A 15359-nucleotide genomic window follows, 5' to 3' on the forward strand; every position below is an offset into this window, starting at 1 on the left:
CTGTCAGGTAAGGAGCTATTGTGACTGCGGTTCGTCAAGCTTAGATTGTGAACTATGTTTAGCGTAGTAGTGCGTAAACGACTGCATGATCGCTTTCTTTCTATAGGCTTAATATGAGCCCTGTAGTTTCAAATTGCAGGGCTTTTTATAGTATTTTTCTTTGTTTGAGTTTTTTTCTCAAATATGTAATGCATAAAAACGCATTTTTATTTTATTGTTGCGCATAAAAACGCTATTTTTAAGAAAACATTACGCATGAGACTTCCGATTATCCCCTTTTTTACTGCATTATTGTGCGTTTTTAACGTTGCGATAGCACAGCAGTCCTTTAAGTTTGCCCACGTAACAGATACACATGTTGGCGGTGCAACAGGAGAGGAAGATCTGCGACGTACTGTAAAGGACCTGAATACATTGAAAGATATTGATTTCGTTATACTTTCTGGAGATATCACTGAGTTTGGTGCTGATCATGAATTAAAGCTTGCGAAGCGGATCTTAGATAGTCTGCAGTTGCCCTGGTATGTTATCCCGGGAAATCACGATGGCAATTGGTCTGAAAATGGAGCCAACACGTTTCGCACCGTTTTTGGTGGCGAAACCTTTTTCTTTAAGCATAAAGGCAACGCATTCATTGGAACCAATTCAGGGCCCAATATGCGCATGAGTCCTGGTCAAATTCCTCGGGAAAACCTGGTTTGGATGGATTCCATTTTTGCAGCGAATCCGGATAAACAGCTACCATTGATCTATATTAATCATTATCCACAGGATTCATCGTTAAATAACTGGTTTGACGCACTGAAAAGAGTTAAAACGCGGAATGTCCAGTTGGCGCTTTGTGGGCATGGTCATGCCAATAAATTATACGATTGGGAAGGAATTCCGGGGGTGATGGGACGGTCTAATCTGCGTGCGAATAAAGCGGTTGGGGGTTATAATATTGTGACCATCGCCGATGGCAAAGCCAGTTATCAAGAGCGTAATCCCGGTGTAGGAATGCAGGAGAAACCTTGGGTTGTTGTTCCAATGTTCGAGCATCATTATGAAAATGAAACGATAAGCTACCTGAGACCAAGTTATGCTGTGAACGCAAAATATGCGGACCAGGTTAAAGTTAATTGGACGTTTGAAGACGCCAGCGATATCGGGGCGGGACTAGCCGTTTACAAAAATAGCGTGATTACATCAAATACCGCGGGCGATATCTTTGCGCTTGACTTAAAAACTGGCAAAAAGCTATGGGCATACCGTACCGGCGGTAAAGTTTATTCTACGCCTGCTGTGTGGAAAGGGATTGTCGTGGCGGGATCATCGGATCATGCAATTTATGCGGTAGATGCCGGTAATGGCAAGTTGTTGTGGAAGGTGGAGACTGAGAAGGCGGTTTTGGGTTCACCCTTGCTACATGATGGCGTGGCTTTTATCGGTGGCTCGGATGGTAAGTTTAGAGCGCTGGACATCAAGACGGGAGCTGTAAAGTGGAGTTTTGACCAGGTCAAAGGATTTGTATCGACGCTGCCAACGTATTATTTGGGGAATGTAATTTTTGGTTCCTGGAGCAATGGATTCTATGCTTTGGATGCCAAAACGGGTAAGCTTTCGTGGGAGTGGAATAATGGACAGGCCAATCGGATGTTTTCTGCTGCGGCATGCAATCCGGTGGGGGTAAACAATCGTGTTTTTGTAGTTGCACCGGATCGTTTTATGACAGCACTGGATGCGAAGAACGGTGCGGTCATCTGGCGGGAAAAGAAAGATACCATTCGGGTGCGCGAGTCTATGGGGTTGGCTGCAGATCATAAATTGGTTTATGTGAAGACGATGGATGGGGATCTTTTAGGTATTTCGGTTGCTGGTGATCGTATGGATGTTGCCTGGAAGTCCAAACTTAAATTGCCCTACGAATTGACGCCTTCTGCAATTACCTCCAATGGCAAATTGGTATTTGTGCCGAGTCATTCGGGTTTGCTATCCGGGGTTGACGCAAAAACAGGCGCGGTAGTATGGCAATATAAAATATCCAATGGAATGGTTAATCCTGTTGCGCTAAACGGCCGAAACAAGGTGATAGCGAGTACGATGGATGGCAAAATAGTTTCATTAGAGTTTTAAGCAATCGATTGAATTGATCTTTTTGAAAATAAATGCCTTGATATGATAAAAAAATGTCTAAACTTCTTAAATTTACGTCAAGCTTTTTTGCTTGTTTTTGCATGTTTTGTTTGTAACTTTGCGAAAGCACAGCAAAATGCTTGGATTAGAATAAACCAATTGGGCTATACCCCGGCGGGCAAGAAGGTCGCGGTATGGGGCGGGAAATCAATCAGGCAGCTTCGTTCTTTTGAAATTAAAAACGCACAAACGGGTAAAACAGTGTATGTGCATCCTGTCGGAAAAGATTATGGGGCTTATGGTCCTTTTGTTCAGAGCTTTCGTTTGGATTTCTCTTCTATGCAGGATACAGGACGCTTTTTTATTCAGGCTGGAGATGTGAAGTCTCCAACATTCCGAATTGCTCGGGACGTTTACAAAGGAGCGGCCGATTTTGTACTGCGTTATATGCGGCAACAACGGACATTGTTCAACCCTTTTCTGAAAGATAGCTGCCACACACACGATGGGTTTGCGCTTTATGCAGGAAAGGTTGGTATTCCCGATAGCTCCCGCATCGATGCTGGCGGAGGTTGGCATGATGCTTCTGATTATTTGCAATATGCGACTACGTCGGCAAATGCGACATTTCATCTGCTAGCGGCTTACCGCGATTTTCCAAAGGTATTTGGTGATCTAAAGCAAGCAAATGGTCTTGACGGAAAAAACGGTCGTGCCGATGTACTGGATGAAGCAAAATGGGGCCTGGATTGGTTGTTGAAAATGCATCCTAAAGCCAATCAGATGTACAACCAGATTGGTGATGACCGGGACCATGCAAGCATGCGGATGCCAAAGGAAGATCCCTATTATGGTCGTGGATTTGAAAGACCGGTGTATTTTATCGATGGCGAACCACAACAGCGTGGTAAGTTTATGAATAATACGACGGGGACGAGCTCTACTGCTGGTAAATTTAGTAGTGCTTTTCGCCTGGGGGCGATGTTGTTTGACAAAGAGGATGGTAAATATGCAAAGCTGCTTTCGAAGAAATCGGAAACGGCCTATGCTTATGCCAATATAAAACCAGGCGTGACACAGACAGTTTCTGTGAAATCGCCTTATATTTATGCCGAAGATAATTGGGTGGACGATATGCAGTTGGCCGCTGCAATGGGGTTTTCGGTGACAAAAAAAGAAAAGTTTGCTCGAGAAGCCTTAGGCTACGCACGGCAAGAAAAGATTACACCTTGGATGGTAAGCGATACTGCTGCACATTATCAGTGGTACCCTTTTATTAATCTTGGGCATTATGAATTGGCAAAAGGATTAAAAGGACAAGATCGCGAGGAGATTGTTTCTTATTATAAACAGGGGATTGAGGAAGTCAATCGGAGAGCCGAAAAAAATGCATTTTTTCGTGGAGTTCCCTTTATTTGGTGTAGCAACAACTTAACGGTATCCTTCGCGATTCAATGTCTCTGGTATAAAGAATTGACGGGAGATGCGCATTTCGATGAACTTGCTCAGGCTAATTTTGACTGGTTGTTTGGAACGAACCCTTGGGGCACGAGTATGGTATATGGTCTTCCGTCGTGGGGCGATACACCTGTTGATCCGCATTCGGCTTTTACCTTTCTGGGTAAACATCCGATCGATGGCGGTTTGGTTGATGGGCCCATTATGGCATCTACGTACCGCAATCTGATCGGTATCAAGTTGAATAATCCAGATAGCTATGCGGAGTTTCAAAGTGATTTGGCGGTCTATCATGACGACTATGGAGATTATAGTACCAATGAGCCGACAATGGATGGTACCGCTTCGTTGATTTATCTGCTGGCTTCAAAAGAAGGTAAGGCCTTGGAGGAGCCGGCCGGAAAAAAGTAACACGGGATGTTTTTGGGGCTATTGTCCGGGGCGACTCGACAAAACGGCAGGTAGCTTTGATGTTTACAGGTCATGATTTATCTGAAGGTACAGGAGAGGTGTTGGCAAGTCTAAAACGTAACGGCGTTAAAGGTTCTTTTTTCCTGACAGGAGATTATCTCAGAACACCGGGTTTTAAATCCTATGTCCATCAGATGATAAACGATGGTCATTGGATTTCGGGGCATTCGGATAAACATCTTCTGGTGAGTGACTGGGGGAGTAGGGACCTGCTTTTGGTGAAACGTGACTCTTTTGTCGCGGATCTAAAGGCAAATCTGAAAGCTCTGGAACGCGTGGGCGTTCAAAGAGAGCAGCTGTCCTATTATATTCCTTCTTATGAATGGTATAATAGTGAAACAGTCGATTGGGCAAAAGTAGTTGGTCTACATTCGATTAATTATACACCAGGAATACGGACTGCGGCTGATTATACTTATCCAGAAATGGGGGCTCGTTATGTATCGTCGGCAGCGATTCTCGACAATCTCTGGTCTTACGAAACTCGATATGGGCTCAATGGATTTCTGATATTGATTCACATGGGAACCGATGATCGTCGGAAAGATAAACTGTATCATCATTTGGATGATATCATTAGCATATTAAAGGGGAAAGGGTATCAACTTGTGGATGTGCCCGATTTATTGAAATAAAGAAATACAATATATACTAATAATGGTAAATACAACGGAGAAAGATTCGAATTATCAGGATTTAGACAAGATGTCTGTGCATGAGTTATTGACAAATATCAATAATGAGGATAAATCTGTGCCACTTGCTGTAGAGCAGGCTATCCCTCAGATTGAAGCATTGGTCAAAGTGACTGTGGAGAAAATGAAGGCTGGTGGTCGAACTTTTTATATCGGCGCTGGTACAAGTGGTCGTTTGGGCGTGTTGGATGCGTCAGAATTACCTCCGACTTACGGCGTTCCATTTGAATGGATCATTGGGTTGATTGCTGGTGGTGATACTGCAATTAGAAAAGCAGTCGAATTTGCAGAAGATGATTTGGAGCAAGCCTGGAAAGATATGGAAGCGTATGATATTGATGAAAACGATGTTGTTATCGGTATTGCGGCCTCTGGAACCACACCTTATGTTATTGGCGGATTAAAAACGGCAAACGAGAAAGGACTTGTGACGGGATGTATTGTCTGTAATGGGGGTTCTCCGATTGCTGAAGTAGCACAGTATCCGGTTGAAGTTATTGTTGGGCCAGAATTTGTTACCGGGTCTACCCGGATGAAATCGGGTACAGCACAGAAACTTGTTTTAAATATGTTCAGTACTGCAGTGATGATCCAATTGGGCAGGGTAAAAGGGAATAAGATGGTCGATATGCAATTGTCAAACCATAAGCTGGTCGGTCGTGGTGTACGTATCATTATGGATCAAACCGGGGCGCTTGAAGAAGAGGCAGCGGCTTTACTTGAACAATTTGGTAATGTAAGACAGGCAATTGAAGCTTATCAGGCTACCCATTGAGTATAACCTACTAAAAATCACCTATTTTAAAAACAAACTATGTCACCAGTAATATTATTATCTTTTATAATAATCTATTTTGCAGTTCTGCTTGCTGTAGCTCACTTCACCTCGAAGGGGGCTTCCGATAACTCTACCTTTTTTGTCGCAAACCGGAACTCTAAATGGTATATGGTCGCCTTTGGGATGATCGGTACCGCGCTCTCCGGCGTAACTTTTATCTCGGTTCCCGGCGCAGTCGGTGCGTCTGAATTTAGCTATTTTCAATTTGTTCTTGGGAACGCCGTTGGTTTTGTCATTATTGCCTATCTATTGCTTCCGCTCTATTATAGAATGAACTTGACTTCCATTTATACGTATTTGGAAGAACGTTTTGGGCACACCACGTACAAGACCGGTGCTGCTATTTTTTTGGTTTCCCGTACGATCGGTTCGGCGTTTCGTCTTTATCTGGTCGCAATCGTATTGCAGCATTTTATTTTTGATGCCTGGAATGTGCCTTTCGCAATTACGGTTGTTATATGTTTGGTGTTAATCTGGATGTATACAAATAAGGGCGGTTTAAAGACGATCATTGTAACAGATACCCTACAGACTACCTTTTTAGTGACTGCAGTAATTCTTTCCATTTATTTTATGGCAAAAGGATTAGATTTTGGTATTGTGGATACTTTCGAGGCTGTGAAAGAAAGTAGCTACTCTAAGATCTTTTTCTGGGATGATTTTGTTGGCAGTAAAGCAAATTTTTGGAAACAATTCTTGGGAGGGATTTTTGTGACCATTGCAATGACGGGGCTTGATCAGGATCTGATGCAAAAGAATTTATCGATGGGGACCATTAAAGAGGCGCAAAAGAACATGATTACGTTTACAAGTGTATTTGTGGTTATTAATATTTTCTTTTTGGCTGTCGGTGCTTTGTTGTATATCTACGCGGCCAAAAACGGAATTGATGTCACTCAACTGGCAACACGTGATTATTTATACCCAGAAATTGCATTAAACCACTTGGCTATTGTTCCTGCGATCATTTTTATGATGGGATTGACGGCGGCGACTTTTGCAACGACAGATAGTGCGCTGACTGCCCTAACGACATCTTTCTGCGTAGACTTTTTAAACTTCAATAAAAAAGAAAATCCCAATGATCCAGCGCTGATCAAACAGCGTAACTATGTGCATTTTGGTTTTTCCATTGTGATGTTGTTGGTTATTTTGGTCTTTAAGCTGATCAACGATGATTCGGTCGTAAATGCAATCTTTACTGCGGCGAGTTATACGTACGGACCTTTGTTGGGCTTATTCGTTTTTGGAATATTCACAAAATATGCCGTGCGGGATAAGGCTGTGCCCTATATCTGTGTGCTTTCGCCTACCGTATTATTTTTGCTTAAAACCTATGTTATTGAGGTGTACACACCGTATGTTATCGGATTGGATTTGATCATTATAAATGGTTTTATCACGTTTGTAATGCTTTTGATCAGTTCTCCAGGTAAAGCAAGTGAAAAAGCATTGTCCCACAATTAATGTAATTTGGTTATAAAAAGTTTCTCCATTGGTGAGAAGATGTAAATACAAGTATTGATTTTGATTTGTACGTACAGAAAAATTAAGTTAAGTTTGATATACTTAGTTTTTCTGTACGTATGTATCATAGCATAAATGAGACTACGGAATTTATCCGTAGAAAAATTGGAGATTTTGCTCCAGAATTCGGTATCATCCTAGGTACTGGTTTAGGTAAGTTGGTTGATGAAATTGAAGTCGAGTATCAGCTGATGTATTCCAATATACCTAATTTTCCTATTTCAACTGTTGAATTTCATTCTGGTAAGCTTATTTTTGGAAAGCTGAGCGGACGCAATGTGGTCGCTATGCAGGGGAGGTTGCATTACTATGAAGGTTATGATATGCAGCAGATTACATTTCCGATCCGGATCATGAAGGTTTTGGGTGTCCAGAAATTGTTTGTTTCCAATGCTGCAGGATCCCTGAATCCTGATGTGAAAAAAGGTGACCTTGGAATTATTGAAGATCATATCAATTTATTGCCGGATAATCCGCTTCGCGGACAAAATTTGGCTGAGTTTGGACCACGATTTCCGGATATGAGTGAGCCTTATAACCGAAAGATGATCGAGCAGGCTCTTGAAATTGCCGCCAAACATGCTATTGCTGCGCGAAAAGTTGTTTATGTTTCTTCTGCAGGTCCAAATTTGGAGACAAAAGCTGAGTATCGCTATATGCGGCTTATTGGTGGCGATGTAGTGGGCATGAGTACCGTTCCTGAAGTTATTGTCGCTAATCATATGGCTCTTCCGGTATTTGCTATTTCTGTTGTTACGGATGAGGGCTTTCATGAACAACTTAAACCTGTCTCGTTGCAGGAAATTGTCACTGTTGCGGAGAAAGCGGAACCTAAAATGACATTAATTTTGAAAGAATTAATAGCTTTGCAATAAATTGCATCTTCATGTAACACCGGTGAGGGAGAAGGTTGTTGGATTTGTGTGGGGTGAAGTGTAATTGGTTCATTCAGGTGAATTTAGCTTTTTTGGTTTTTATATAATTTTAGATGAAGTTGATCGTACGCATACTTGCCGCATGGTGTGTTTTATTTATTTATTCCGTGGATGTTATTGCGCAGAGCAAAGAGGATTGGAGCAGTGCATTGGATTCGGCGAGAGCCAAGGAGGATGGAAAGAAGGATTCTGTTATCCTGTCTGCAAAGTATATCCGATATGCAACGTTGGATATGCTAAAAAAAGGCACTTATACACGGCAGATTGATACGTCACATCATAATTATCAATATTATAATCCGCAGAATTTACCCTGGAATCCCAGTGTGAACCTTGGAGCCTATGGGCTTGCCACACGGGATCTATTGTTCCAGCCTAAAAAGACCATTGGCTTTCAGTCTGGTTTTACAGCATTGGAACGTTATTTATTGAACCCCGATTCGGTCCAATATTTTAGGGCCCGTGCGAGGTACTCCGAATTGTCTGCGGTAGGATTCTTTTTTAATGATCAGGTTTTTAGAGCTCGGGTGGCCCAGAATATCAATTCCCAATGGAATATGAATGTCGATTTCCATTCCACCAAAACGGATGGATTTTACCTTGGACAGAATTACTCCGATTTAAAAGCTTCGGTGGCATCCTGGTATGAATCAAAAAATAATCGCTATAATTTGTTGATCAATGGGGTATTTAATCGTTTGGATGCCATGGAGAATGGTTCTATTACGGAAGATCTTCCATTTGCGCCTGGAAATAGACAATCGCCGGACCGATTTATACCAAAATTCTATGATGCGAGTAATACAAATATACCTCGGTCTAAATGGTGGGATAATTCATTTTTCCTGAGACAGTCACTTTATTTGGGGCGATTGGATACGATCGATAAAGGTAAGCCTACGATGGAGATCCATCCGACCAATAGTATGGCGCATAATACGCGTATCCGAAGGCAGACATACAGCTTCTTCAAGAACATGGATGACCAAAATGCAGCATTACCATACAATAATAGAGCATTGGCGCTAAACAATGATAAGACGTTGATCACGAATGTTTCCAATGAATTTGAATATAACTTTTTTCTTAGAGGGAAGTCGGTCTTTAAGAACGAGGCAAAGTTGAATTTGGCTTTTCAGCACGACATGAACTGGGTAGAGCAGAATCAGTTGGACTCCATGCGGTATTATAATAATACTTCAGCCTATCCACAGCCGCTGAAGAAACTGCCGGATAGCACAACATTTGATCGTTTTTATCAGAACGGGATCGTGAAAGGTGAATTAGGGTATAAGTTTTCAGATCGACTTGATTTTAGTTTAAAAGCGAATCAAATCGTATTTGGCCACAACTTTGGAGATTTCTTGTATGAAGCTAAAGCGGATATCTCGATGGGGGATAAAATCGGAAAGGTGACGTTGTCAGCTTATTCACAGAACAAATCTCCGGAGATGGTTTTCGAGAATTTAAATTATACCTACGGAAAATGGAATGATTTAGATCTTAAAAAGACGAAAATTCAGAATCTGGGTTTTCAATATGCCAATCCGATGCTTGGTTTCCATGGTAAGGTGGAGTATTTTTTGATGAACAATTATACCTATTTCGAAGAGTTGTCCAATCCACAGAACGATCCTAAGAAGGATAAATGGATTGTTCCGACACAATTGGATAAAGCTAATTTGCTGAAGGTAACCGTTGGACAAAAATTTAAATTAAACCATTTTACCTTCGATAATCTTGTGGTCTATCAAAAGACAGATCAACAGAACACACTGGCTGTTCCGGAGCTGTATACCTGGCATAGTTTGTATTACAGTAACCTGTTTTATAAAGTTATTGATTATAGTATCGGTCTGGACGCAAAGTTCAACACACCCTATGCCAATCCGAATTATTCAATTGGGACGGGACAGTTTTATAATGCTTACAAACAGATTGAGTTTTCGACATATCCAATCATGGATCTATGGATTACAGCGAATATACAACGGGTGAATATGTTTTTGAGTTATAATTTTTTAAATCAGAACTTCTATCCGCATGGTTACTATACGGTCAGACGTTATCCGATGAATAGTGCTAATTTTAGGTTTGGTATTTCTTGGAAGTTCTATGATTAAAAATTATTTCGGTGTTTCTTAGCTTGTTGTGATATTAAAGGCATAAAATCTTATAAAATAATTTTGAGAATAGAATTTTTAAGCTATATTTGCACACGCAATTAGGGAACGGCGTTCTTTAAAAAAGTATGGAGGCTTAGCTCAGCTGGTTCAGAGCATCTGCCTTACAAGCAGAGGGTCACTGGTTCGAATCCAGTATTCTCCACCAATCCAAAACGGAGGCTTAGCTCAGCTGGTTCAGAGCATCTGCCTTACAAGCAGAGGGTCACAGGTTCGAATCCTGTAGCCTCCACCATACAAAGTCGGAGAATTAGCTCAGCTGGTTCAGAGCATCTGCCTTACAAGCAGAGGGTCACTGGTTCGAATCCAGTATTCTCCACCAATCCAAAACGGAGGCTTAGCTCAGCTGGTTCAGAGCATCTGCCTTACAAGCAGAGGGTCACAGGTTCGAATCCTGTAGCCTCCACAAAAGCATCATCAATTGGTGCTTTTTTTTGGTTAGGGGGTTTAGCTCAGCTGGTTTAGAGCACTACCTCGACAAGGTAGGGGTCACTGGTTCGAACCCAGTAATCCCCACGATAAAAAAAAGCGTTCTTCATGAACGCTTTTTTTTATGGGCTGAATGCGCTGTAAATTTGAAAGTCCCCGATCCGGTATTCAATCTATCTCGGGAATCTTTCGCATTTATTTTCTAACTATTTCCGTTTCTTCCCTAGTTTAATTCCGTAACCTGTTGTCCATTCAATAAAATCAGCTTTACCGCCATGGGCTTTAATGGAAACACCGGCAAAGAAATCTTTGTAAACTTTATAACGTACTCCTGCTCTTAAATACACGGGCATGCTCTCGCCATTGAATTCGTTGCGATGAAGATAGACTCCTACATTTCCGTTGATATAAAGGCGTGAATTTAACACATGATCAATGTAGAATGCGGGGCCGTAAGAAAATAAGGCGGAGAATTTTCCGGCTTTGTCGCCGGCAACCTTCTCGTCGTTTCCACTGGCTGAATAAAATGCATCAAACCCAGCGCCAAGCCGCCATTTGTAGCCGAAATGCTTGCTGTAGTATGCACCTAGCATAGATTTAAAATATTGGCTATCGTGTTCGCGATCAATCTGTTTGAAGCCAAAGGCATAGTTGAAATGGAGTTCCTCTGTTTTCTCCATTTGTGGAATACTACTTTTTCTATAATCAAAAGGCTTGTTTGTTGGTGTATACGAAACCGATAGGCTCAAGGGGACGAGGTTTATCCCTGTGTTCGGTAATGCCAGGGCGCCATTGCTGAAGTGGTGGAAGGCTGCACCAGCCCCTACCTGAAAGTTTTTATTTAGGCGGTAGTTGACCTGAAGTCCAAGATCAATAAATACATTGTTTTTGCTGCCAATAAGTAGGTTGAACGGATTGTCCTCCTCATTGTAGGGGTTGAATCTCCCGGAAAGACCGAGCGCAATGCGGTAGTTGAAATTCCATCTTGAATTTACTTTTGGCCGAATAGGAATGGCGACAAAGCCATAGGCGGCTAAAGGTCGTCCGAGGTGCTCCTGACCAAAAGTACTGCTGTAGATGCCTATGCCGTATATTGGATAGTTGTATATTTCATTGTAAATACTCTTTAATGAGTCTTGAAACTGGGTCTGAAAACCGACTCTAAAATTTAACCCACTATAGTATGAGTCAGCAAGGGTTTCTTTGGAGCGCTCATTGAATTTGAGTTCGCCCCCGCTTTCATGTTCAAGTTGGAATATAAGTCTCGTCTTAGCTGGGGTACGGCTTTGTAAAGTGTCATTCGGATTTTCTATTCGGGGTGTGACCTGTGCTGTGGCACGAAAGGAGAGCAGTGTCAGGGCCACAAAAGCAAGTATTCTTGATCTCATGAAATAAAACGTTAGCGTTTTTTAAAATTTTTGCAAAAATAAGAATGATATATCATTGTAACAACAGTATTTAAACAGTAGCGAAATCAAGTTATAAAAAATGCCATTTTTCAGCCACACCATGTCGGTTAGTGGTGAGAGAAATTAGGCAGCTTAACTATCAGGCTGTCAAATGGGTAAATAATTATTGTTTATGTCTGTAATTATATTGCATATAAAAAGCAATTTATCTAAGTTTGAGGTGAAAAGAAAAAGGAAATATGATTAAAAACCTATTTAGAATTACTGCTGTTACGTTTGCACTAACAACAGCAGGGTGTGCTTTGTTTGCTCAAAACGCCAAATTTGATTGGAAAGAAGCATCTGAGGGGGGGTACACCTACAAGTATGTAACCAACGATCCTACACATTCACGGTTTTATAAGCTAAAAAATGGCTTAACTGTGATTTTGAGTCCGACCAAAAAAGAACCACGTATTCAAACTTACATTGCAACAAAGGCGGGGAGTAAAACAGATCCGAAAGATCACACCGGTTTGGCTCATTACCTCGAGCATATGTTGTTCAAAGGAACGGATAAATTTGGCTCTAAAGACTGGGCAAAGGAGAAACCTTTGTTAGATCAGATTGATGCGCTCTATGAGAAATACAATGGTACAACAGACGAAACCGAACGGAAAGCAATCTATAAGGAAATCGATAAAGTATCTGGAGAAGCTGCGAAATATGCTATTGCGAATGAGTATGATAAATTGATGGCATCAATGGGAGCGGAAGGTACCAATGCTTTCACTTCATTTGAGCAGACTGTTTATCAGGAGCAAATTCCTAGTAATGTAATGGATAAGTACCTTGCTGTACAGGCAGAACGGTTTAGATATCCGGTATTGCGTCTGTTCCATACTGAGCTGGAAGCTGTGTATGAAGAGAAAAATATCAGCTTGGATAAAGATAATCGTAAGGCTGTGGAGTCGATGTTTTCAGCAGCGTTTCCCAATAATAATTACGGAAAGCAGACGACAATTGGTACGGTAGAGCACCTTAAAAATCCGTCTTTGAAAGCGATTCGTGAATATTTTCATACCTATTATGTCCCTAATAATATGGGGGTTATTATGTCGGGGGATTTTGACCCTACCGAGGTGGTGAAAAAGGTGGATAAGACTTTTGCTTTTATGCAGGCGAAAGAAGTTCCGGCCTATACTTTTGATGCGGAGAAACCAATTTTAACTCCTGTTGTCCGCGAGGTTAAAGGTCCGGATGCTGAATTTATGTTAATGGGATTCCGTTTTCCTGGGGCTGCGACAAAGGATGCCCGTATGCTTAATCTGATGAGTCAGATCTTGACAAATGGTTCTGCTGGTTTGATTGATCTGGATTTGGTGAAGAATCAAAAATTATTAGGTGCAGGTGCTTTTCCTTATGTGTTAAAAGACTACTCTTTGCTCCTGTTGCAGGGTAATCCTGGTCAGGGACAGAGCTTGGAAGAGGTGCAACAGCTGCTGTTGCAAGAATTGGCGAAATTGAGAAAAGGTGAATTCTCGGATGATTTGATTACAGCCATTGTCAACAACGCGAAGAAAGATGAAATCAAACAGAATGAAAGTTATGGTGACCGGGCTGAATCATTGATGGATGCCTTTACTTCGGGTCAGGATTGGGCGTCTGTTGTGGGCTATTCGGATGAATTAAATAAAATCACCAAGCAAGATGTAGTGGATTTTGCTAACAAATACTTGAATGACAATAATTATGTAGTTGTTTATAAGCGTAAGGGCGTTGATAATAATGTTGTTAAAGTTGTTAAACCTGAGATTACTCCTGTAACGGTGAATCGTGATGACCAGTCTGAGTTCTTGAAGCGGGTTGAAGCAATGCCAGAGGATAAAATCCAACCGGTATGGGTCGATTATAATAAAGATATTCAGAAAGCTACAGCGAACGGTTTATCTGTACTTGCTGTAAAGAACTCAGATAATGAGCTGTTTTCGCTGTCTTATCGTTTTGATGGTGGAAAATGGAGCAATAAGTTACTTTCATTGGCTGCGGGCTATCTTGAGTTTTTGGGTACAAAAGACAAATCCAGTGAGCAATTCAGCAAGGATTTCTATCAATTGGCTTCTGATTTTTCGGTGTCTGCAGGAAATGAGGAAACCATGGTGTCGATTTCAGGTTTGAATTCCAACTTTACGGCTACATTGAACTTGATTCAGGATTTGTTGCGTAATTGTGTTGCTGATCAGGAGGCTTTCAAAATGTATATTGCCCGTCTTAAAAAAGCGAGAGCAAATGCGAAAGAAAACAAGGGCGCGATCATGGAAGGCCTAAAATCTTATGCTAAATATGGCGCTAAAAATCCGTTTAATAATGTGTTTACAGATGCGGAATTGGATGCTTTAAAAGCGGAGGATTTGGTGAAGGCATTGCACGATTTGGCTAATATGAAACATACGATGCTTTATTTTGGCCCGTTAACTGCCTCGGAATTTGTAGCGAAAGCGAAACCTTTGAAACAAGGTGCTGGAGAGTATGTTCAGGCGAAAAAGGCGGTCGTGTTTGCAGAATTGCCAACAAACAAGAACCAGGTCCTTTTTGCTAATTTCGATATGAAGCAGGCTGAAGTGTTTTGGTATAGAAGTTCAGGAGTATACAACAGTGCCTTAACACCGACTGTTTCATTGTTTAATAATTACTTTGGTGGCGGAATGGGAAGTATTGTCTTCCAGACTATCCGTGAATCGAAAGCATTGGCTTATTCAACTTATGCCTATTATGGACAGCCTTATAAAAAAGAAAACCATTACACCGTTGGGGCCTATGTTGGGACGCAGGCTGATAAGTTTAACGATGCGATTAAAGGCATGAATGAGCTGCTGGATGTGTTGCCTGAAAGCGCTAAAGGGTTGGATATTGCGAAAGTAAGTCTGGAAAAATCAATTGCCAGTGAACGTGTGTTGAATGCGTCTATATTAGGTAGTTATCTAGCTGCACAACGTTTGGGAAATGCAACTGATATTCGTAAAGTTGTCTATGAGCAAGCGCCAAAATTAACTTATGGTGACCTAAGCACTTTCCATAAGAAAGAGATGAGTCAAAAGCCGTACGTTTATTGTATTGTAGCGAAGGAAGAAAGTCTTAAGCCAGAGGATCTTGCGAAACTGGGCGAGGTTAAAAAGCTGGATCTTAAAGAGATCTTCGGCTATTAGATCCCGGATGGCTTGTCTTAAGAATTAGATTAGCGTATGATACGAAAGAAGCCTCCGGTGTTTGCCGGAGGCTTCTTTCGTATCAGGTTTTGTGATGCCCTTTGTTTTTTATTC

General features: G+C 41.5%; 9 protein-coding genes and 5 tRNA genes. 13 read left to right on the forward strand and 1 reads right to left on the reverse strand.

Annotation, left to right across the window (positions count from 1 at the left end):
- Nucleotides 1-255: 255 nt before the first annotated feature.
- From IQ31_RS17865 to IQ31_RS17915, 12 genes are all read left to right on the forward strand, one after another.
- Nucleotides 256-2115, forward strand: a complete 1860-nt coding sequence (locus tag IQ31_RS17865; RefSeq protein WP_145329002.1) for an outer membrane protein assembly factor BamB family protein — start codon at nt 256-258, stop codon at nt 2113-2115.
- Between the two features lie 42 nt (nt 2116-2157).
- Entirely contained in the window at nt 2158-3984 is a 1827-nt protein-coding gene (locus tag IQ31_RS17870; RefSeq protein ID WP_237241873.1) for a glycoside hydrolase family 9 protein, read from the forward strand.
- A 59-nt stretch (nt 3985-4043) separates the two neighbouring features.
- Nucleotides 4044-4679: a polysaccharide deacetylase family protein gene (locus IQ31_RS27950; protein WP_244294527.1), complete on the forward strand. Its 636-nt coding sequence runs from the start codon at nt 4044-4046 to the stop codon at nt 4677-4679.
- 22 nt (nt 4680-4701) lie between these two features.
- A complete protein-coding gene (gene murQ, locus IQ31_RS17875) occupies nt 4702-5514 on the forward strand; it encodes an N-acetylmuramic acid 6-phosphate etherase (protein ID WP_145329004.1) in 813 nt (270 codons plus the stop codon).
- A gap of 39 nt (nt 5515-5553) precedes the next feature.
- A complete protein-coding gene (locus IQ31_RS17880; RefSeq protein ID WP_145329006.1) occupies nt 5554-7044 on the forward strand; it encodes a sodium:solute symporter in 1491 nt (496 codons plus the stop codon).
- 119 nt (nt 7045-7163) lie between these two features.
- Nucleotides 7164-7979, forward strand: coding sequence for a purine-nucleoside phosphorylase (locus IQ31_RS17885; protein WP_075994483.1), 816 nt, complete (start codon nt 7164-7166; stop codon nt 7977-7979).
- Between the two features lie 113 nt (nt 7980-8092).
- Nucleotides 8093-10162, forward strand: a complete 2070-nt coding sequence (locus tag IQ31_RS17890) for a putative porin (protein ID WP_145329008.1) — start codon at nt 8093-8095, stop codon at nt 10160-10162.
- Nucleotides 10163-10292: 130 nt separating this feature from the next.
- Nucleotides 10293-10370: transfer RNA gene (locus IQ31_RS17895), tRNA-Val, on the forward strand.
- A 9-nt stretch (nt 10371-10379) separates the two neighbouring features.
- Nucleotides 10380-10457, forward strand: a tRNA-Val gene (locus IQ31_RS17900).
- A 9-nt stretch (nt 10458-10466) separates the two neighbouring features.
- A tRNA-Val gene (locus IQ31_RS17905) sits at nt 10467-10544 on the forward strand.
- Between the two features lie 9 nt (nt 10545-10553).
- A tRNA-Val gene (locus IQ31_RS17910) sits at nt 10554-10628 on the forward strand.
- A gap of 35 nt (nt 10629-10663) precedes the next feature.
- Nucleotides 10664-10738 (forward strand) — tRNA-Val (locus IQ31_RS17915).
- A 119-nt stretch (nt 10739-10857) separates the two neighbouring features.
- On the opposite strand, the gene IQ31_RS17920 is transcribed toward IQ31_RS17915, so the two are convergent.
- On the reverse strand, nt 10858-12039 hold the full coding sequence (locus IQ31_RS17920) for an acyloxyacyl hydrolase (RefSeq protein WP_145329010.1): 1182 nt from the start codon (nt 12037-12039) through the stop codon (nt 10858-10860).
- 260 nt (nt 12040-12299) lie between these two features.
- Here IQ31_RS17920 and IQ31_RS17925 point away from each other — a divergent pair, with 260 nt between their 5' ends.
- A complete protein-coding gene (locus tag IQ31_RS17925) occupies nt 12300-15245 on the forward strand; it encodes a M16 family metallopeptidase (protein ID WP_145329011.1) in 2946 nt (981 codons plus the stop codon).
- The last annotated feature ends 114 nt before the right edge of the window (nt 15246-15359 follow it).

Origin of the sequence: Sphingobacterium siyangense, from assembly GCF_007830445.1 — a bacterium.
GTDB classification, from domain to species: domain Bacteria; phylum Bacteroidota; class Bacteroidia; order Sphingobacteriales; family Sphingobacteriaceae; genus Sphingobacterium; species Sphingobacterium siyangense.

Coding starts and splice junctions, on each gene's coding strand:
- IQ31_RS17870 (WP_237241873.1), top strand. CDS start 2,158: ATGATAAAAAAATGTCTAAACTTCTTAAATTTACGTCAAGCTTTTTTG.
- IQ31_RS17885 (WP_075994483.1), top strand. CDS start 7,164: ATGTATCATAGCATAAATGAGACTACGGAATTTATCCGTAGAAAAATT.
- IQ31_RS17880 (WP_145329006.1), top strand. CDS start 5,554: ATGTCACCAGTAATATTATTATCTTTTATAATAATCTATTTTGCAGTT.
- IQ31_RS17865 (WP_145329002.1), top strand. CDS start 256: ATGAGACTTCCGATTATCCCCTTTTTTACTGCATTATTGTGCGTTTTT.
- IQ31_RS17890 (WP_145329008.1), top strand. CDS start 8,093: ATGAAGTTGATCGTACGCATACTTGCCGCATGGTGTGTTTTATTTATT.
- IQ31_RS27950 (WP_244294527.1), top strand. CDS start 4,044: ATGTTTACAGGTCATGATTTATCTGAAGGTACAGGAGAGGTGTTGGCA.
- IQ31_RS17920 (WP_145329010.1), bottom strand. CDS start 12,039: ATGAGATCAAGAATACTTGCTTTTGTGGCCCTGACACTGCTCTCCTTT.
- IQ31_RS17925 (WP_145329011.1), top strand. CDS start 12,300: ATGATTAAAAACCTATTTAGAATTACTGCTGTTACGTTTGCACTAACA.
- murQ (WP_145329004.1), top strand. CDS start 4,702: ATGGTAAATACAACGGAGAAAGATTCGAATTATCAGGATTTAGACAAG.